The following is an 18,759-nucleotide window of genomic DNA, read 5'->3' as shown; positions in this document are numbered from 1 at the left end:
AGGCTTGCGCCTGCCGCCCTTTCACTGCGCGGCGCACGCGCCAGGCATCGCGCGCGTGCGCACGGCATGGCACAGAAAAAAATTGGTTCGGCCCGTGGCGCGAACGGGCCGCAATCGCTTCACGCCTTTTCCTTCTGAGGAAAAAATCGTGCTTTCGTGCGCCGATCACTTCACTTGCGTGTCGCCTCGCGCAGCAGACGCGCCGTGTGCAGCGCGATCATGCCTTCCTCGTCGGTGCGAACCGCGAATACGGGCACACGGCTTTCGCGCGTGCTGATGTGGTCCTTGTTCGCGGCGTTCGCCTCCGCATGGATTTCCATGCCGAAGAGCGGCTTGAGCCGTTCGACCACCTGGGCGCGGATCGGTGGCGCATTCTCGCCGATGCCCGCCGTGAACACGAGTGCGTCGAGTCCGCCGAGCCCCACCGCGAGCTTGCCCACCTCCTGCGCGATGCGGTACGTGTAGAAATCGACGGCGAGCTTCGCCCGCTCGCTGCCGCTCGCAAGCAGTTCGCGCATGTCGCTGCTCAGGCCGGAGAGGCCCTTGAGGCCCGACTCGTGATACAGCAGCTTCTCGATGGCGTCGTGATCCATGCCGCTCGCCATCATCCAGAGCACGGCGCCCGGGTCGAGCGCGCCGCTGCGCGTGCCCATCGGCAGGCCGTCGAGCGCGGTCAGGCCCATGGTCGTCTCGACGCTCTTGCCTTCCTTCATCGCGCACAGGCTCGCGCCGTTGCCGAGATGCGCGACGATCACGCGCCCGCGCGCGATGTCGGGCGCCACCGAATGCAGATGCCGCGCGATGTATTCGTAGGAGAGACCGTGAAAGCCGTAGCGGCGGATGCCGTCGGTGAAATAGCTGTAGGGCAGGGCGAAAAGCTGCTGCATGACGCCGTTGGTCGCGTGAAAGGCCGTGTCGAAGCACGCGACCTGCACGAGTTCGGGCGCGGCCTGGCGCACCGCGCGAATCGCCGACAAATTATGCGGCTGGTGCAGCGGCGCAAGCGGCGTGAGCGCCGTGAGTTCTTCGATCACTTCGTCGTTGATGATCACCGCGTCGCTGTGGCGCGCGCCGCCGTGCACGACCCGATGGCCGATCGCGGCGGGCGGCGTATCGCGCAGGCCCACCGCGAGCACGAGGCGCAGGAGGCGAAATGCGCCGTCGTGGTCGGCGACCTGCGCGACCGGAAATGTTTCGTCGACGATGAGCCGCCCGTCGGCCATGTGCGCGACCACGCGCGGCGCCACGCCGATCCCTTCGATCTGGCCGCCCGCGCCGAGGATCGCGCGCGTGCCGCCTTCGACGGTCGGATCGTCGACGACGCGATACACCGAACACTTGATGCTCGACGAGCCCGCGTTCACGACGAGCACGACGTGGCCTTCATCAGATGAATGCGCGGACGAATGCACGGGTTGTGTACTCACAGTTGCTCCATGCTTTGGCGCCGCGCGTGGGCGACGAGCACCGCGATCGCGCAACTGCCGATGCGCGATCGCACGGTGTCGGCGCGGCTCGTCAGGATGATGGGCACGCGCGCGCCGAGGACGATGCCGGCCGCTCCCGCGCCGGCGAGAAAGCTGAGCTGCTTCGCGAGCATGTTGCCCGCTTCGAGGTCGGGCACGAGCAGGATATCGGGGTCGCCCGCGACTTCGGAGACGATGCCCTTGATGCGCGCCGCCTCCTTGCTGATGGCGTTGTCGAAGGCGAGCGGGCCGTCGAGCACGCCGCCCGTGATCTGGCCGCGCTCGGCCATCTTGCACAGCGCGGCGGCATCGATGGTCGAGGGCATCTTGTCGGACACCGTTTCGACGGCGGCGAGGATCGCGACCTTCGGCACGGCAATGCCGAGCGCCTGCACGAGCTCGATCGCGTTGCGCACGATATCGGCTTTGTCGGCGAGCTTCGGGAAGATGTTGACGGCCGCATCGGTGATGAAGAGCGGCTTGTGATACGAGGGCACGTCCATCGCGAAGACGTGTGACAGACGCCGCTCGGTGCGCAGGCCCGTGGCGGCCTGGGCGACTTCGTGCAGCAGTTCGTCGGAGTGCAGGCTGCCCTTCATCAGCAGTTCGGCTTCGCCCGAGCGCACGGCGAGCACGGCGCGCGCGGCTGCCGCGTGGCTATGCGGCGCGTCGATGATCGTGACGCCCGCGAGCGACCGCTTTGCTTCGTCGGCCAGCGCGCGAATCCTCGCTTCGGGGCCGACGAGCAGCGGCACGATCAGGCCGAGGCTCGCTGCGTCGAGCGCGCCTGTGAGCGAGGACACATCGCACGGATGCGCCACGGCGGTCGGCACCGGGGCGAGGCTGCTGCAGCGTTCGAGCAGGACCGAATATTTGTCGGCCGATGAAGTCATGCGTGTCTCCATGCTGAACCACGGTTGTGCGCCGCCGCGCGCGGGCCGCATGCTGCGGCGCGCAACGCGCTGACAAGTGTAGTGCAGCGCCTGGATCGCCGTTGGAAAACTGTGCCGTACCAGCGCGGTATCAACACCGCAGGGCGTGCGGCGCCGTGTCACGCATCGTTCACGCCGCGCGGAGATCATGTCGGGCGTGCTCTGTCGTGCTGCCTGCGGTGCTGCTCCCGCCATTGCTCACGCTGTTGCCCCCGCTTTTGCCCCGTTTGCTTGCCTTGACTTTCGAGACAGGCCTGCCTAGATTGAAATACTGCAGTGCAACATACGCCTCGTGCCACAACGCCGTCCGGCGCCATTCGGGCCCCGCGCGCGCAGTGCACCGCGCTTGTGCACGCCGCTACGCGTCGGTAAGCGCCGACATCGCGCCGCATCGTGCACAACGCCGCCGGGGGCTCCCCGCTAAAGGAGATTCGTGTCGTGGCAGTTTCCGCCCCTACTTCCGCCGCTTCGTCCATCCCTTCGTCTATTCCTTCTTCGGCCCCTTCGCACGCCCCTTCGCACGCCGATTCCTCCGCTGTGACCGGGCTGGCCGCCGCCCAGCCGCTCTACGAGTACCTGTTCGACGCCTGGCAGCGCAGCGTGTTGTTCTTCGACGTGCTGCGCGAGCGCGGCAATCAGACCTACCTGCACGAGCAGGCCGGGATGCCGCCCGTGCTGCGTTTCGAATACGAAGTGATCGCCGATGGCCGCGAACTGAACGATCCGTGCAACTACGCGCTCCTGCGCATCCTGCCCGAAGACGACGTGCCGTCCGATCCGCACATGCGTCCCTTCGTCGTCATCGATCCGCGCGCGGGCCACGGCCCCGGCATCGCGGGCTTCAAGATGGACAGCGAAGTGGGCATCGCGCTGCGCAAGGGCCATCCGTGCTACTTCGTGACGTTCTTCCCGGTGCCGTGCGAAACGCAGACCATTCAGTCGGTCGCGCAGGCCGAAGCCGTGTTTATCCGCAAGGTGCGTGAACTGCATCCCGAATCGGATGGCCTACCGTTCGTGATCGGTAATTGCCAGGGCGGATGGGCTGCGGCGCTGCTCGCGGCTTCGGCGCCGGAGCTGGTCGGGCCGGTGATGCTCGCGGGTTCGCCGCTTTCGTACTGGGCGGGCGTCAAGGGCAAGAATCCGATGCGCTACGCGGGCGGCATGCTGGGCGGCACGTGGGCATCGTCGCTCGCCGCGGATCTGGGCGACGGCCACTTCGACGGCGCGCATCTCGTGCAGAACTTCGAGAACCTCAATCCCGCGAACACCTTCTGGGGCAAGCTCTACAACCTGTATGCGAACGTCGATACGGAGCGCGAGCGCTTCCTCGAATTCGAGCGCTGGTGGGGCGGCCACTTCCAGCTGAACCGCGCCGAAATAGACTGGATCGTGCAGAACCTGTTCGTCGGCAACCATCTCACGCGCAACGAGGTGTACGCGAAGCACGCGCGCGCGCCCGTGGATCTGCGCAATATCCGCACGCCGATCATCGTGCTCGCTTCGTGGGGCGACAACATCACGCCGCCGCAACAGGCGCTGAACTGGATCCCGGATCTGTATGCGAGCGTCGACGAAGTCATCGCCAACGAACAGGTGATCGTGTATTGCCTGCACGACAAGGTCGGTCACCTCGGTATTTTCGTTTCGGCGAGCGTGGCCAACAGAGAGCACACCGAACTCTTTTCGGCACTCGATCTGATCGACGTGCTGCCGCCCGGTCTTTACGAGGCGAAGATCACCGACACGACGCCGGAAGCGGGCCGCCTCGAAGCGCTCGAAGGCCGTTATGAAATCCGCTTCGAGCGGCGCACGATCGAAGACATTCTCGCGCTGGACGATGGGCGCGAAGACGAGCAGCCGTTCGAAGTGGTGCGCCGCTTCGCCGAGAACAACCAGCGGCTCTACGATCTGCTCGTTTCGCCGCTCGTGCGCGCGTCGAGCAACGCGTTGTCCGCGCACATGCTGCGCGAGACGCACCCCACGCGCGTGGAGCGCAGCGTGTTGAGCGATGCGAATCCCGCCCTTCTCGGACTGCCCGCCATCGCCAAGGCGGTGCGCCAGCATCGCAAGCCCGCCGCGCCCGACAATCCGTTCACGCTGCTCGAACGGCAGATGTCGGCCAGCATCGAATCCGCGTGGGACATGTACCGCGATGCGCGCGATACGTGGATCGAGAACACCTTTTACAGCGTCTATACGGCGCCGTGGGCGCAGGCATACGTGGGCGTCGCGCCGAACCAGCCGCTCGACCCGATTGCGCCGCCGCTCATGGAGCTGCGCAAGGAACTCGCACAATTTCGCCTGCGCTCGGCGCGCGCGCATTTGCACACGGGCACGCTCGTCGATGCATTCATGCGCATCGCCGCGTACCTCGTCGACGAAATGCATACGGTGCAGTACCGCCCGTTCCAGCGCATGCGCGAACTGGCGCGCGAGTACCTCGGCGCGCGCCAGCCGACCATCGCCGAACTGAAGGAGGCTGCGCGCCGCCAGGGCGCGATCGTCCAGCTCGATCCGCAAGCCGCGATCGAGGCGCTGCGCGAAATCGTGCCCGACATGACCACGCGCCGCGCGTTGCTGGCCGCGGTCTATCGGATTGCGACGGTATCGGGGCCGCTCGAAGGCGAGCGGCGCGAGCGCTTTCGCGTGGTGCAGCGGGCGCTCGGCATCGAGCCCGGCAGCGAGAAGGGCGGGGTGCCGCCGCAGGACGGCGGTCCGGCAGCGGGCGGTGCTGTGCCTGGGGCGGGCTCGGCCGCTTCGGGCACGGTGTCTGGTGGGGGAAGCGCGCAGGCGGCGGGCGAGGCGGACAAGGCTGGCGACGCGGTCAGCGCCGAAGCGCCAGTTGCTTCGAGTGCGAACGTGGAAGCGAACGCGACGCCGAAGCGCGCGCCGGTGAAGGCTAAAACCGCCGTGAAAACCGCGGCGAAAACAGCCGTGAAAACAGCCGTGAAAACAGCCGTGAAAACAGCCGCGAAAACCGGCGCGAAAACCGGCGCGAAAACCGGCGCGAAAACCGCCATGAAAACCGCCGCGAAAACCGCCGCGAAAACCGCCACGGAAACCGCCGCGAAAGCGAAAACGACGCCGGGCAAGGTTGTGTCCGCAACTGCGAAGTCGCATCGTGAAGCCACGCCCGCACGTCGCGCGCGCAGCGCTGCGCCGTCGTCGTCGCGCGTGGCGGGTGCGCCAACTGCACGCCGCCGCGCTACGCGTGCCACGGGCGAATAACGCCAGCGAAAAACGCCAGCGAAAAACGCCAGCGCAAGACGCCAGCGAAAAAAAAGTGCATAAGGCCAGCGCACAGGACGGGCAACCCGGCGCACGCGGCGCCCTTTGCTGCGCGGCGTGCGCCTGCCCGGAATGCGCCGCGACGGCGCATTCAGCGCGCGCGGCAAACGTGGACGCGGCAAGCGATAAGCGGATAAACACCACGGAGGCAAGCCATGCAGACACTTTCCGACCGCCCGCTCGCCGGCATGCGTGCGCTCGTGACGGGCGTCGCGAACGCCGAATCGATCGCCTACGGTTGCGCGCGCGCCTTCGCCGACCTCGGTGCGCAACTCGCGCTGACGTATCTGAACGACAAGGCGAAGCCCCATGTCGAGCCGCTCGCGCACGGACTCGATGCGCAGTTGCTGCTGCCGCTCAATGTCGAAGACGATGCGCAGATGGACGCCGTCTTCGACGCGATCCGCGCAACGTGGGGCACGCTCGACATCGTGCTGCACTCGATCGCCGACGCGCCGAAGGCCGATCTGCAGGGCGGCCTGCTCGAATCGTCGGCGCAGGGCTTCGCGCATGCGATGGACATCTCGTGCCACTCGTTCATCCGCATGGCGAAGCGCGCCGCGCCGCTGATGCCGCGCGGCGGCACGCTGTTCGCGATGAGCTACGACGGCGCGAACCGGGTCGTGCCCAACTACAGCCTCATGGGTCCGGTGAAAGCCGCGCTCGAAGCGTCGTGCCGCTACCTTGCCTACGAACTCGGGCCGGCCGGTATCCGCGTGCACGCGATCTCGCCGGGACCGCTCAAGACGCGCGCGGCGTCAGGCTTGCCCGACTTCGACCGCATGCTCGCCGACGCAGTCGATCGCGCGCCGCTCGGCGAACTCGTCGACATCATGGATGTGGGCTACGCCACCGCCTGGCTCGCCACGCGCTACGCGCGCCGCATGAGCGGCAATACCATCTACATCGATGGTGGCGCACACATCATGGCGTGAGCAGCGCGCCGCAGTGCTCGTCAGAAGTCGGCAAAACGAAAAAAGCCTCGCACGTTGAACGCGCGAGGCTTTTTGTTGCGTTGGTTCGCCGCTGACCGGTCGCTGACCGGTTGGCCGCGCTCAGTACCAGCCGCGACGCTCATAGCGACCGCGGTGGCCTGCCCAGCGGCGGCCGTCCCAGTAGCGGTCGCCGTGCCAGCCGACGTAGAGGGCGGGCGCCACGACGCCAACCGGCTGATACGCGACGACGGCCGGAGGCGGCGCATACACCGGAGCAGGCGCGACGTACACGGGCGCGGGTATGCCGAAGTTCAGGCCGACCGACACACCCGCCATCGCGGATTGGGATGCGACAAGGATCAAGGCACCGGCGCCGACAGCAGCAAGCAGTTTCGTTTTCATTGAAGCCCCCTTCGGTGAAGGAAAGATTGCATGGCTTCAATCTAATGGAGCGCGCTTCGCCTTGAGTTACCAAAGTGCAACATTGTTGGGCTAATTGTTCCAGCGTGCGCGCTCGCGAGGCGCGCCGCGCTGCGACGTGCACGCTTCGACGCGCGTCGCGCCGCATGACGCCGCCACGCCGATGGTGGACCGTGCAACGGGTTTTCCGGGCGGCGCACGGCGCGCGGAAAACGCGCCGCATGCGCCGTTTGCACGCCGTTGACAGTAAGAGCCCGTAATAACACGGGCCCCTCGTGTAATCGTTGTAACGGCCCTGAAATGCCGATCCGCCCGCCATTTACAGAAGGCGAGCGGGCCGGTGAGCGATTACTGCACTGCGACGTCCGCGAAGTTCTGGCGTCCGAACGGGCTCACGCGATAGCCGCTCACGTAGGTGCGCGTGATCGCCGCGGCGGTCGGATAGCCGAGCGGAATCCACAGCGCCTGATCGCGGATGATCTTCTGCGCCGCTTCGTAAAGCTTCGTGCGCTCGGCCTGATTCGCGGTGGTCTTGCCGTCGGCGATCAGCTTGTCGAGTTGCGGATCGCAAAAGCGCGCGAAGTTGATGCCCGACTTCACCGCGTTGCAGCTAAAGAGCGGCGAGAGGTAGTTGTCCGGATCGCCGTTGTCGCCCGCCCAGCCCATGAACAGCGTGTCGTGCTGGCCCTGCTTCGCTTCCTTGATCAGCTCGCCCCACTCGATCACCTTGATCTGAGCCTTTACGCCGATCTTCGCAAAGTCGGCCTGCAGCAGCTCGGCGCCCACGCGCGGATTCGGATTGAGCACGCTGCCGTTCGGGCGCACCCAGATCGTCGTCGAGAAGCCGCTCGGGTAGCCCGCGTCGGCGAGCAGCTGCTTCGCTTTCGCCGGGTCATACGGATACGGCTGAACATCGTGCGCGTAGCCCCAGGTGATCGGCGGCCACGGATTCGTTGCGGGCGTCGCCGTATTGTCGAATACGGTCTTCAGGTAGCTCGTGCGGTCGAATGCCATGTTCAGCGCCTGACGCACCTTCTGGTTGTCGAGCGGCTTTTTCTGCGTGTTCAACGCGACGAATGCGGTCATGAAGGCAGGCGTCTCGACCACGCGCAGCGCCTTGTCGGCCTTTGCCGCCGCGACGTCCTGGGGCTTCGGCGACAGCGCAATCTGGCATTCGCCTGCCTTCACCTTCTGCGCGCGCACGGCGGCGTCGGGCGTGATCGCGTAGATCAGATGGTCCACCTTCGGCTTCGGTCCCCAGTACGCGGGGTTCATGTCATAGCGGATCAGCGCGTCCTTCGTGTAGCTCTTCAGCATGAACGGGCCCGTGCCCACGGGCTTCGCGTTGAGGTCGGTTTCCTTGCCCGCCTTCTGGAGCTGGTCCGCGTACCCGGCGGAATAGATCGACGCGAAGCCCATCGTCAGGATCGAGAGGAACGTTGCGTTCGGCTCGGTCAGTTCGAACCGGACCGTGCTGTCGTCGACCTTCGAAACCGACTTGACGAGCTTAGTCAGTCCCATCGACTGTGCATGCGGAAAGCCGCTCGCGCCCGCCACCTTGTGCCACGGATGGTTCGGGTCGAGCATGCGCTCGAAGGTGAAGACGACGTCGTCGGCGTTCAGCGCTCGCGCGGGCTTGAACCATGCAGTCGTCTGGAACTGCACGTTGGGGCGCAGATGGAACGTATAGGTGAGGCCGTCGGCGCTCACGGTCCACTTGTCGGCGAGCGCGGGCACGACCTTCTTCGCGGCCTCGTCGTACGAGACGAGCGAATTGAAGATCACGTCGGCGGACGCGTTGGTCGTCACGAGCGAGTTGAACTGCACGACGTCGAAGCCGTCAGGGCTCGACTCGGTGCAGACGGTCAGCGCTTTTGCGCCTGCGGGCGCGGCCGCGCAGGCGAGTGCGCCGCAGACGGTCAGCCAGCCGGCGAGCGAGGCAATGGCGCGCAGCGCGCCGGGCGCAGGGACAAGTGAGGTGAGGCGCATGGGATCTCCGGTTGTCTGCGGTAGCGTTCGGGGGCGCGGTGCATGGGGTGCGCGGGACGGCCCGATGGGGGAAAGCTTATCGAAGGGAAATTGCCGAGACAACCAATGACTCCGCATGGCGCGTACGAAGGTGCGATCGTGCGGCGGCAGTACGCAAAACGCACCGCGCCCGGGCGGCACGCAGTACGCGTGCGCGTGCGTGCCGTTCAGTGGTCGGCGGCGGCGCGCGGCTTGCGGGGAGCGCGCTCGAACACGCGGTCGTAGAGCCAGCGCGGCAGCATGCGCAGCAACGCGGCGGCCACGCGCATCGGCCACGGAAAGATCGCGAACGGCGTGCCGCGCGCAATCGCTTCGGTGGACTTGGCGGTGAAACGGTCGACGTCCATCAGGAACGGCATGGGATACGGATTTTTGTCCGTCATCGGCGTGCGGATATAGCCGGGCGCGATCGTGACGACGCTCACGCCGAACGGCCGCATCTCGACGCGCAGCGCTTCGAGGTAGGCGAGCGCCGCGGCCTTCGACGCGCTGTATGCGCCCGAACCCGGCAGCCCGCGCACGCCGGCCACGCTCGCAATGCCGACGAGCGTGCCGTGCCGCGCCGCAGTCATCGCGGCGGCGAACGGTTCGAAGGTGGCGACCATACCGAAGTAGTTGGTGTCCATCACGTCGCGAAAAGTCGCGAGGTCGCCGTGGCCGGTGATCGCGCCCTGGCTCACGCCCGCGTTGGCGATCACGACGTCCGGCAGGCCGTGCGCTTCGATGAACGCGCGCGCGGCGTCGGCGAGCGCATCGGCGTCGCGTACGTCGGCGCAATAGAGGGAGACGGAGGAGTGCGGGTGGGACTGCTGGAAGCTGGCGAGGGCGTCGGCGCGGCGCGCAACGAGCCCGAGGATGGCGCCGCGCCGCGCGTATTCGGCGGCGAGCGCGGCGCCGATGCCGCTCGACGCGCCGGTGATGAAGACCTTCAACGGTTGACTCATACCGGCGCGCCGCGGCTTACATCTTCTTCGCGCGGACCTGCGTGACGAGGAAATCGAGCACCTGGATCGCGCCCGTCAGCGTGCCGGCCTGTTCCGGGCCTGTTTCGTACTTGCCCTGCACGGCGAGCGTCGGCACGCCTTCGATCTTGTACGCGCTGATCACTTCCTTGTCGCGCTGAAGGGCGGATTGCGTCGAGAACGAGTTGTACGCGTCCATGAACTTCTTCGTATCGACGCCCTGGGTCGCGAGGAACCTGGCCTGGTCTTCCGGCGTGAGCAGGTAGTTCTTGTTCACGTGGATTTCATGGAAGATGGCCGGCGTGAGTTTCTGCACGAGGCCGAGCGCGTCGAGCGCGTAGAACATCTTCGAGTGCGGAATGAAGTCGTCGCGGAATGCGACCGGGATGCGCCGGAACACGACGTCCGGACCTTGCTTCTTCGCCCACGCTTCGAGGTACGGGTCGAATGCGTTGCAGTGCGGGCAGCCGTACCACATGAATTCGATGACTTCGATCTTGCCCGCGGGCACGCTGAGCGGCTGCTGTCCGGCGAGGACGATGTAGTCCTTGTTGGCGACCGGCGCGGCGGGCGAGGCGTGGGCGACCCCGGCGATCATCGAAAGCGAAAGCAAAAGCGAACCAAGAAGTCGTTTCATGTCTTGTTGATCTACGTTGACGTGGCCGGCGACGCCGGCGCTGTGCTGTACCGCACGCTCGCACACTGCAGGCTCCGGTGTGCGGGTCATGCGTTGCAAGTTGCCCGCATGCTGCGGCGGGCGCCTGGGTTACTGCTTCGTGAAGCGGATAACGGCTGTATCGATGCCCGCGTCAGACAGCCGTTGACGCGTGGAGTTCATGTCGTCGAACTTCGTGAATGGCCCGATGCGGACACGATAGTACGTGATACCGCCCGCATCGCGCTGGGTGACCTTCGACTCGAAGCCCTGGAACGCCAGACGCGCGCGCTGCTGCTCGGCGTCGGCGGAGGTCTTGTACGCGCCCACCTGGAGGAAATAGCCCGTATTCGCCTCGGCGGCGGACGGCGCGCCCGGCGCGAATTTCGCGGCCGGCGTGGGAATGCCCGTTGCGGGCTTTTGCGGCTCGTTGTTCGCGAGGATCTGCGCGGGGTTGCTTGCCGGCTGCGGCTTTTTCTCGGCGATGGCGGGCCGCGGCGGCACGGCGACGCCGTTCGCGGCAGCCGATGCGTTATCGGTCGGCATGCCTGACGGCGGCACTTCGACGATCTGCGGCTCCTGGAGCATGCCCGCGGCCTGCGACGGATTGGCGCTCTGGCCCGGCGCGGTGTTGGGCGGCGTGACCTGCGCGGCCTGCGGGACCGGCTGGCCAGGCGACTTGCCCTGCAGCGCGCGGTTCGGGTCGTATTGGGCGTCGGCCTGGCTCGCGTCGGAGGCGGCCGGAGGCGCGACCTTCGAGACGAACGGCGTGGGCGTGCGCGTGATGTAGAGCGCTACGACCACTGCAATCGCAAGGCCGACAATCAGGCCTAGCACGACACCGAGAAACGTACCCCCAGACTGCTTCGACTGCTGTTTTGAAGTGCGGCGCGGTTGTGCCATCGTCTGAATCACCTGCAAACAAGGGAGTCCTGGAATGGCCGCCCGCGTGGTGCGGACGGCCCCATGCATATCGCGTCGCGTGTCGCTCGCTCGAGGTCCGCTTCAAAGCGGGCTTCGAGGCCTGCTTCAAAGTCCTGCTTCAAAGTCCGCTTCGATGCCAGTTACATGCGCTCGGGCGCGGACACGCCGATCACGGCCAGCCCGTTCGCGAGCACCTGGCGCGTGGCCGCGAGCAGGGTGACGCGGGCGTCGCGCTCGGCGGCATCGTCGACGAGTACACGTTCGGCATTGTAGAACGAGTGAAACTCTGCGGCGAGTTCGCGCAGGTAGAACGCGACGGCGTGCGGCGCGAGTTCGGCGGCGGCGTGCGTGAGCATGTCGGGGAACTCGGCGAGCTTCGCGATCAGCGCAAGCGCGCGCTCGCTCGACAGCGGCGCGAGATCGACCTGCGGCAGCGCGGCGAGGTTGCCGCCGTGTTTCGCCTGCCAGTCGTTCAGGATGGACGAGATCCGCGCGTGCGCGTACTGCACGTAATACACCGGATTTTCGTCGTTTTGCTTGAGCGCGAGGTCGATGTCGAACACGAATTCGGTGTCGGCCTTACGCGAGATCAGGAAGAAGCGCACGGCGTCGCGCCCGCGCCGGACCGTGGCCTCGTCGAGCAGATCGGGCGAGACTTCGCTGCCCGGATTGGCGCCGCCCGACCATTCGATCAGATCGCGCACCGTCACGTAGCTGCCCGCGCGCTTCGAGATCTTCACTTCCTGGCCGTCGCGCATCACCGTGACCATTTTGTGCAGCACGTAGTCGGGGTAGCCCTTCGGAATGCCGACGCCGAGTGCCTGCAGGCCCGCGCGCACGCGTGCGATCGTGCCGTGGTGGTCCGAGCCCTGCACGTTGATGACCTTCGTGAAGCCGCGTTCCCACTTGGTGACGTGGTAGGCGACGTCCGGCAGGAAGTACGTATAGGTGCCGTCGGACTTGCGCATCACGCGGTCCTTGTCGTCGTCGTAGTCCGTGGTCTTGAGCCACAGCGCGCCGTCCTGCTCGTAGGTCTCGCCCGAGGCGACCAGCGCTTCGACGGTCTTCTCCACGCGGCCTTCCGTGTAGAGCGACGATTCGAGGTAGTAGCGGTCGAATTTCACGCCGAACGCCTGCAGATCCAGATCCTGCTCGTGGCGCAGGTATGCCACGGCGAAACGGCGGATCGCTTCGAGATCCGCCGGATCCTGCGCGCCCTTCACCGGCTCGCCGTCTTTCGCGGCGACCGTTGCACCTTCCAGATAGTCGCGGGCGATGTCGGCGATGTACTCGCCGTTGTACGCCGCTTCGGGCCACTCGGCGTCGCCCGGCTTCAGGCCGCGCGCGCGCGCCTGGGTCGAGACGGCGAGATTCTGGATCTGCACGCCCGCGTCGTTGTAGTAGAACTCGCGGTGCACGGCGTAGCCCTGCGAGGCGAGCACGTTCGAGATCGCGTCGCCGAGCGCGGCCTGGCGGCCGTGGCCGACGTGCAGCGGTCCCGTGGGGTTCGCGGACACGAATTCGACGAGCACGCGCTTGCCCGCTTCGCGCTGCGAGCGGCCGAATGTTTCACCTTCGGCGAACACGGCGCCGATTGCCGCGCGCTTGGCGTCGGCGGTGAGGCGCAGATTGATGAAGCCCGGGCCGGCGATTTCGGCGGCTTCGATGAGACCTGCCGCGGCGGGCAGCGCGAGCGCGGCGGTGACGATCTGTTGCGCGAGCTGGCGCGGGTTGGCGCGCAGCGGCTTGGCGAGCTGCATCGCGACGTTGCACGCGACATCGCCGTGTGCGGCCACTTTCGGGCGCTCGAGCGTGATGGCGGGTACGACGAATGCCGATTCGGCGGCGCCTTCGAGCGCCTTCGTCACCTGGCCGACGGCGTCGGCGAGCAGGGTCTCCAGCGTGTGTTTCTGTGCGGGCAGCATGCTTGTTGCAGGTCCTGTGCGGGTAGTTGGGTGCTTTCCGATGGCGTGGGCCGTCGCGGACCGTCGCGCGGTGGGCGTGAAACCGGCCTGCGCCTTGCCGGGCGCGCCTTGCGGGTAATTCCGTTCAGACGGATTTTAGCAGGTGCTAATATGTGCAATGAGATGCCCTGCAAGGGCGGGCGCTGCCTTCAGGCGGCTGCCGCGCGGGGTCCTTGCCGGGATGGGCTCGCTGGCCGCTCGTTTGCGGGCTTTTGCGGTCTGCGGGCCGAAACGCGTGGACCCCAAAAAATCAAAGGGGGAATTGTCATGCTGGTTACCTTCAAATGCCATGCGGCACCCGATGTCACGATGCTGGAGAACCTCGCCCAGTATCTGCTCGGCATCATCGGCAAGCGGCTCGCGCCACGCGGCGTGATCACGCACGACGAACTCGATGCGGCGATCACGAAGCTCGAAGAGGCCATCGTCTCCGACAAGAAGGAACGCGCGGAGCACGAGGGCCATTTCCACGAAACCGAAGACGACCACGCGCACCACGAAGTGCCGGTCGGTCTCGCCCAGCGCGCGTTTCCGTTCCTCGACATGCTGCGCGCGGCGCGTACGGAACAGAACGACATCGTCTGGGGGATTTGATCGCGCGTAAGGCCGTTTCCGGCCGCGCCTGCCGTTCCTGAACCAGCACGAAAACGAAGAGCCCGCATCGCGCGGGCTCTTTTTTTGTGCGTGCCACATGATGCTGCACGTGAGGGCGAGAAACTCGCTTACTGGCTGGCGGCCTCGGGTGCAGCCGCGGCCGCGCCGTGCTTCGCCTTCATCTTCTTCGGTTTTTTCACGTGCTTGACGGTGGGCGCCGAGTACGACGACACGGCGCTCGCTTCCTGTGGCGCGGCCGGCTGTGCGAGAGACGGCTGCGCGAGGGCCGCGACGCCGAAGGCGGTCAACATCAACGTCAGCTTCTTCATACGATTTCTCCGTCGATAGTGATAGTTGTTGTCAGGGACTGGCTGACTATTGGGCTGGATGGGGCTGGGTGGGCCCGGGTCGGGCCGGATCGGCCCTGCGGGCCTGTGGCTATGGTATTGCCGACGCGTCTTGCCGGGCGGGAAAGTCGCACGCGAGAAATATTCCGCGCGGCGACCGACGCGGCGACCGAAATTCGAACCGGCCGCCGCGCGAATGCCTGCGTCAAAGCAGCGGCGCGAGTGCGCGGCGCGCGTCCTGATCGGAGAGGGACATTCTGCGCGCGTAGTCGGCGAGCTGATCGGCGCCGATCTTGCCCACCGAGAAGTACTTGCTGTCCGGATGCGCGAGATAGAAGCCCGAGACGCTCGCAGCGGGCAGCATCGCGAGCGATTCGGTCACGCTCATGCCGACCTCGTTCGCCTGGAGCACGTCGAACATGTCGCGCTTCACGAGGTGGTCCGGGCAGGCCGGATAGCCTGGCGCCGGGCGGATGCCCGCGTATTTTTCGGCGATGAGCGCGTCGTTGTCGAGCGTCTCGCTCGCCGCGTAGCCCCACAGGTCGCGGCGCACGCGCGCGTGCAGCGCTTCGGCGAACGCTTCCGCGAAGCGGTCCGCGAGCGACTTGAGCATGATCGCGCTGTAGTCGTCGTTGTCCTTCTGGAACTGTGCTTCCTTCACGTTCACGCCGATGCCCGCCGTCACCGCGAACATGCCGATGTAGTCGGCCACGCCCGATTCCTTCGGTGCGATGAAGTCGGCAAGGGAGCGGTTCGGGCGCATCACGCCGTCCACCACCGGACGCACCGTTTGCTGGCGCAGACTGCGCCACGTGAGCGCCACTTCGCTGCGCGACTCGTCGGTGTAGATCTCGATGTCGTCGTCGTTGACCGTGTTCGCGGGCAGAAGCGCGAGCACGCCGTTCGCCTGGAGCCAGCGGCCCTGCATGAGGCGCGCGAGCATCGACTTGCCGTCCGAAAACACCCGGCGCGCCGACTCGCCCACGATCTCGTCGTTGAGAATCTGCGGGTACTTGCCCGCGAGATCCCAGGTCTGGAAGAACGGACCCCAGTCGATGTACTGCGCGAGTTCGTTCAGATCGAAGTTCTTGAACACGCGTCGGCCGATGAACTTCGGCTTCACGGGCTGGAAGTTCGCCCAGTCGATCTTCGTCTTGTTCGCGCGCGCTTCTTCGAGCGTCACGAGCGGCTGCGTCTTCTTGTTCGCGTGCTGCACGCGGATGCGGTCGTAGTCGCTCTTGAGTTCGTCGAGGTACTTCGTTGCGCCTTCATCCGAAAGCAGGCTCGACGCGACCGACACCGAGCGCGACGCGTCCGGCACATACACCACCGGCCCTTCGTACTGCGGCGCGATCTTCACGGCGGTATGCACGCGCGAGGTCGTTGCGCCGCCAATCAGGAGCGGAATCTTCTTCACGCGGAAGTAGTCGTCGCGCTGCATTTCGGACGCGACATAGGCCATCTCTTCGAGCGACGGCGTGATGAGGCCGGAAAGCCCGATGATGTCCGCGCCTTCGACCTTCGCTTTCGCGAGGATCTCGTTGCACGGGACCATCACGCCCATGTTGACCACTTCGAAGTTGTTGCACTGGAGCACGACCGACACGATGTTCTTGCCGATGTCGTGCACGTCGCCCTTCACGGTCGCGACGACGATCTTGCCCTTCGCGCGCACGTCGCCGCCCGCTTCGGCGAGCAGGCGCTTTTCTTCTTCGATGAACGGAATCAGGTGCGCCACGGCCTGCTTCATCACGCGCGCCGATTTGACGACCTGCGGCAGGAACATCTTGCCCTGGCCGAACAGGTCGCCGACGATGTTCATGCCGTCCATGAGCGGCCCTTCGATCACGCTGATCGGCCGCCCGCCGCCGCCCATGATCTTCTGGCGCGCTTCTTCGGTGTCCTCGACGATGAAATTCGTGATGCCGTGCACGAGCGCGTGCGCAAGGCGCTTCTCGACGGCCTGGTTGCGCCACTCGAGGTTCTCTTCCTTCTTCGCGGCGCCGGCCTTGAACTTGTCGGCGATTTCGAGCAGGCGGTCGGTCGCGTCGGCGCGGCGGTTGAGCACCACGTCTTCCACGCGCTCGCGCAGCTCGGGATCGAGATCGGCATACACGCCGAGCTGGCCCGCGTTGACGATGCCCATGTCCATGCCCGCCTGGATGGCGTAGTAGAGGAACACGGTGTGAATCGCCTCGCGCACCGGGTCGTTGCCGCGGAACGAGAACGACACGTTCGAGACGCCGCCGCTCACCTTCGCGTACGGCAGGTTCTGCTTGATCCAGCGCGTCGCTTCGATGAAGTCGACGGCGTAATTGTTGTGCTCTTCGATGCCCGTCGCCACGGCGAAAATGTTCGGGTCGAAGATGATGTCCTCGGGCGCGAAGCCCGCTTCGTTCACGAGGATCTCGTAGGAGCGCTTGCAGATCATGGTCTTGCGCTCGAACGTGTCGGCCTGGCCTTGTTCGTCGAAGGCCATCACGACCGCCGCCGCGCCGTAGCGGCGAATGCGCTTCGCGTGATGAACGAACTGCTCCTTGCCCTCCTTCAGCGAGATCGAATTGACGATCGCCTTGCCCTGCACGCATTGCAGGCCCGCTTCGATCACTTCCCACTTCGAGGAGTCGATCATGATCGGCACGCGGGCGATGTCGGGCTCGGACGCGATGAGGTTCATGAAGCGCACCATCGCCGCCTTCGAGTCGAGCATGGCTTCGTCCATGTTGACGTCGATGACCTGCGCGCCGTTTTCGACCTGCTGGCGCGCCACCGCGAGCGCCTCGTCGAACTGGCCGTTCAGGATCATCCGCGCGAATGCCTTCGAGCCTGTTACGTTCGTGCGCTCGCCCACGTTGATGAAGAGCGAGCCTTCGTTGACGTTGAAGGGTTCGAGGCCGGAGAGTCGCAAGGTGTGGTCAGTCATGGCGTGGGACCGGATCGTCAGGTTGTCTTGAATGGGCGAGGCGCTTTGCAGCTGTACGTGGGTTCAGGCGGCGTCGCGATACTGGCCGGGCCAGCGGCGCGGCTTGACGTCGGCGAGCGCCTTCGCGATCGCGGCGATGTGATCGGGCGTCGTGCCGCAGCAGCCGCCCGCGACGTTCACGAGACCGGCCGAGGCGAATTCCCTGAGCAGGCCCGACGTGTCCGCGGGCGTTTCGTCGAAGCCGGTGTCGCTCATCGGATTGGGCAGGCCCGCGTTCGGATAGCACGACACATACGTGTCGCACAGCTTGGCAAGCTCGGCGATGTACGGGCGCATCAGCGCCGCACCGAGCGCGCAGTTCAGGCCGAACGTGAGCGGCTTCGCGTGACGCAGCGAGTTCCAGAACGCCTCGACGGTCTGGCCCGAGAGAATGCGGCCCGATGCGTCGGTGACGGTGCCCGAGATCATGATCGGCAGGACCATGCCGGTGTCTTCGAACAGCTCGTCGAGTGCGAAGAGCGCGGCCTTCGCGTTGAGCGTGTCGAAGATCGTCTCGACGAGGAACAGGTCGCAGCCGCCGTCCATCAGCGCCTTCGCCTGCTGGTAGTACGCGGTGCGCAGTCCCTCGAAGGTAATGTTGCGCGCGCCCGGATCGTTCACGTCCGGCGAGATGCTCGCGGTCTTCGGCGTCGGTCCGATCGCGCCCGCGACGAAGCGCGGCTTGTCCGGGCTCGAGTACTGGTCGCATGCGGCACGCGCAAGCTTCGCGGATGCGAGGTTCATCTCGTCGACGAGGTCTTCCATGCCGTAGTCGGCCTGGGCGACGGTCGTCGCGCCGAACGTGTTGGTCTCGATGATGTAGGCGCCGGCGGCGAGATACTGCTCGTGAATCTCGCGGATGATCTGCGGCTGCGTGATCGAGAGCAGTTCGTTGTTGCCCTTGATGTCGCGCGGGAAATCCTTGAAGCGCTCGCCGCGATACGCGGCTTCGTCGAGCTTGTAGCGCTGGATCATCGTGCCCATCGCGCCGTCGAGGATCAGGATGCGCGACGCGAGGAGCGCGGGCAAGGCGGCGCCGCGCGTGTACTGGGCGGGCACGGCGCGCTCGTCCGTGCGGGCGGCGGCGGTGCTGGAGACGTTATCGGCAGGCTGGTTCATGGGGTGCGCGCGGGCTGGATGCCGGTTGAACGGGGGGAGAACCCGTTATTGTAGCGGCTGACGGGCAGATCCGTCGGTCGCTGCGGAGCACGCTGCAAGTCATGCTGAGAAGCACGCTGCACGGCGGGCCCAAAAAGCAAAACCCCGTCCGCCGAAGCGGACG

Annotated in this window: 14 protein-coding genes; 3 read left to right on the top strand and 11 right to left on the bottom strand. The window is 66.1% G+C overall.

Annotated features, from left to right (window positions below; translation table 11 throughout):
* Window positions 1-170: 170 nt before the first annotated feature.
* Window positions 171-1,427 (bottom strand): acetate/propionate family kinase, encoded by a 1,257-nt coding sequence (locus Q0L30_RS00590; protein ID WP_296649803.1) that lies wholly within the window; start codon window positions 1,425-1,427, stop codon window positions 171-173.
* On the bottom strand, window positions 1,424-2,359 hold the full coding sequence (locus tag Q0L30_RS00585; protein WP_296649802.1) for a phosphate acetyltransferase: 936 nt from the start codon (window positions 2,357-2,359) through the stop codon (window positions 1,424-1,426). Before Q0L30_RS00585 ends, Q0L30_RS00590 begins: the two co-directional genes overlap by 4 nt.
* Before the next feature lie 576 nt (window positions 2,360-2,935).
* On the opposite strand from Q0L30_RS00585, the gene Q0L30_RS00580 reads away from it, so the two are divergent.
* Both Q0L30_RS00580 and fabI read left to right on the top strand, forming a co-directional pair.
* The gene (locus tag Q0L30_RS00580) at window positions 2,936-5,626 is read left to right on the top strand and encodes a DUF3141 domain-containing protein (RefSeq protein ID WP_296649801.1); all 2,691 of its coding nucleotides are present in this window, start codon (window positions 2,936-2,938) and stop codon (window positions 5,624-5,626) included.
* Window positions 5,627-5,841: 215 nt separating this feature from the next.
* Window positions 5,842-6,621 carry an enoyl-ACP reductase FabI gene (gene fabI / locus Q0L30_RS00575; RefSeq protein WP_296649799.1) on the top strand — a complete coding sequence of 260 codons (780 nt, stop codon included), beginning with the start codon at window positions 5,842-5,844 and terminating at the stop codon, window positions 6,619-6,621.
* Window positions 6,622-6,741: 120 nt separating this feature from the next.
* Here fabI and Q0L30_RS00570 read toward each other — a convergent pair whose 3' ends face one another.
* The 6 genes from Q0L30_RS00570 to argS form a co-directional block, all read right to left on the bottom strand.
* Window positions 6,742-7,023, bottom strand: a complete 282-nt coding sequence (locus tag Q0L30_RS00570) for a hypothetical protein (protein ID WP_296649797.1) — start codon at window positions 7,021-7,023, stop codon at window positions 6,742-6,744.
* 366 nt (window positions 7,024-7,389) lie between these two features.
* Complete coding sequence (locus tag Q0L30_RS00565; RefSeq protein WP_296649795.1) at window positions 7,390-9,030, bottom strand: ABC transporter substrate-binding protein; 1,641 nt, start codon at window positions 9,028-9,030, stop codon at window positions 7,390-7,392.
* Between the two features lie 206 nt (window positions 9,031-9,236).
* Window positions 9,237-10,013, bottom strand: a complete 777-nt coding sequence (locus Q0L30_RS00560; protein ID WP_296649793.1) for an SDR family oxidoreductase — start codon at window positions 10,011-10,013, stop codon at window positions 9,237-9,239.
* Window positions 10,014-10,029: 16 nt separating this feature from the next.
* Window positions 10,030-10,668 (bottom strand): thiol:disulfide interchange protein DsbA/DsbL, encoded by a 639-nt coding sequence (locus Q0L30_RS00555; RefSeq protein ID WP_296649792.1) that lies wholly within the window; start codon window positions 10,666-10,668, stop codon window positions 10,030-10,032.
* 129 nt (window positions 10,669-10,797) lie between these two features.
* Window positions 10,798-11,589: an SPOR domain-containing protein gene (locus tag Q0L30_RS00550; protein WP_296649790.1), complete on the bottom strand. Its 792-nt coding sequence runs from the start codon at window positions 11,587-11,589 to the stop codon at window positions 10,798-10,800.
* Between the two features lie 161 nt (window positions 11,590-11,750).
* Window positions 11,751-13,535: an arginine--tRNA ligase gene (argS, locus tag Q0L30_RS00545; protein ID WP_296649788.1), complete on the bottom strand. Its 1,785-nt coding sequence runs from the start codon at window positions 13,533-13,535 to the stop codon at window positions 11,751-11,753.
* Between the two features lie 306 nt (window positions 13,536-13,841).
* Between argS and Q0L30_RS00540 the strand changes: the two genes are divergently transcribed.
* A complete protein-coding gene (locus Q0L30_RS00540; protein ID WP_296649787.1) occupies window positions 13,842-14,168 on the top strand; it encodes a DUF1840 domain-containing protein in 327 nt (108 codons plus the stop codon).
* 128 nt (window positions 14,169-14,296) lie between these two features.
* On the opposite strand, the gene Q0L30_RS00535 is transcribed toward Q0L30_RS00540, so the two are convergent.
* The 3 genes from Q0L30_RS00535 to Q0L30_RS00525 all read right to left on the bottom strand — a co-directional run bounded on the left by Q0L30_RS00535 (window position 14,297) and on the right by Q0L30_RS00525 (window position 18,596).
* Complete coding sequence (locus tag Q0L30_RS00535; protein WP_296649785.1) at window positions 14,297-14,497, bottom strand: acid-shock protein; 201 nt, start codon at window positions 14,495-14,497, stop codon at window positions 14,297-14,299.
* Window positions 14,498-14,720: 223 nt separating this feature from the next.
* The gene (metH, locus tag Q0L30_RS00530) at window positions 14,721-17,471 is read right to left on the bottom strand and encodes a methionine synthase (RefSeq protein WP_296649966.1); all 2,751 of its coding nucleotides are present in this window, start codon (window positions 17,469-17,471) and stop codon (window positions 14,721-14,723) included.
* 30 nt (window positions 17,472-17,501) lie between these two features.
* Window positions 17,502-18,596 carry a homocysteine S-methyltransferase family protein gene (locus Q0L30_RS00525; protein WP_296649784.1) on the bottom strand — a complete coding sequence of 365 codons (1,095 nt, stop codon included), beginning with the start codon at window positions 18,594-18,596 and terminating at the stop codon, window positions 17,502-17,504.
* Window positions 18,597-18,759 lie beyond the last annotated feature (163 nt).

The organism is Paraburkholderia sp. (assembly GCF_024281035.1).
Lineage (GTDB): Bacteria > Pseudomonadota > Gammaproteobacteria > Burkholderiales > Burkholderiaceae > Paraburkholderia.
This window is presented reverse-complemented; position numbering and strand designations above follow the sequence as displayed.

What these genes read in the sequence shown, in the direction of transcription:
- Q0L30_RS00550 (WP_296649790.1), bottom strand. Translation starts at nt 11,589, where the DNA reads ATGGCACAACCGCGCCGCACTTCAAAACAGCAGTCGAAGCAGTCTGGG.
- argS (WP_296649788.1), bottom strand. Translation starts at nt 13,535, where the DNA reads ATGCTGCCCGCACAGAAACACACGCTGGAGACCCTGCTCGCCGACGCC.
- Q0L30_RS00570 (WP_296649797.1), bottom strand. Translation starts at nt 7,023, where the DNA reads ATGAAAACGAAACTGCTTGCTGCTGTCGGCGCCGGTGCCTTGATCCTT.
- Q0L30_RS00560 (WP_296649793.1), bottom strand. Translation starts at nt 10,013, where the DNA reads ATGAGTCAACCGTTGAAGGTCTTCATCACCGGCGCGTCGAGCGGCATC.
- Q0L30_RS00535 (WP_296649785.1), bottom strand. Translation starts at nt 14,497, where the DNA reads ATGAAGAAGCTGACGTTGATGTTGACCGCCTTCGGCGTCGCGGCCCTC.
- Q0L30_RS00585 (WP_296649802.1), bottom strand. Translation starts at nt 2,359, where the DNA reads ATGACTTCATCGGCCGACAAATATTCGGTCCTGCTCGAACGCTGCAGC.
- fabI (WP_296649799.1), top strand. Translation starts at nt 5,842, where the DNA reads ATGCAGACACTTTCCGACCGCCCGCTCGCCGGCATGCGTGCGCTCGTG.
- Q0L30_RS00540 (WP_296649787.1), top strand. Translation starts at nt 13,842, where the DNA reads ATGCTGGTTACCTTCAAATGCCATGCGGCACCCGATGTCACGATGCTG.
- Q0L30_RS00565 (WP_296649795.1), bottom strand. Translation starts at nt 9,030, where the DNA reads ATGCGCCTCACCTCACTTGTCCCTGCGCCCGGCGCGCTGCGCGCCATT.
- Q0L30_RS00525 (WP_296649784.1), bottom strand. Translation starts at nt 18,596, where the DNA reads ATGAACCAGCCTGCCGATAACGTCTCCAGCACCGCCGCCGCCCGCACG.
- Q0L30_RS00555 (WP_296649792.1), bottom strand. Translation starts at nt 10,668, where the DNA reads ATGAAACGACTTCTTGGTTCGCTTTTGCTTTCGCTTTCGATGATCGCC.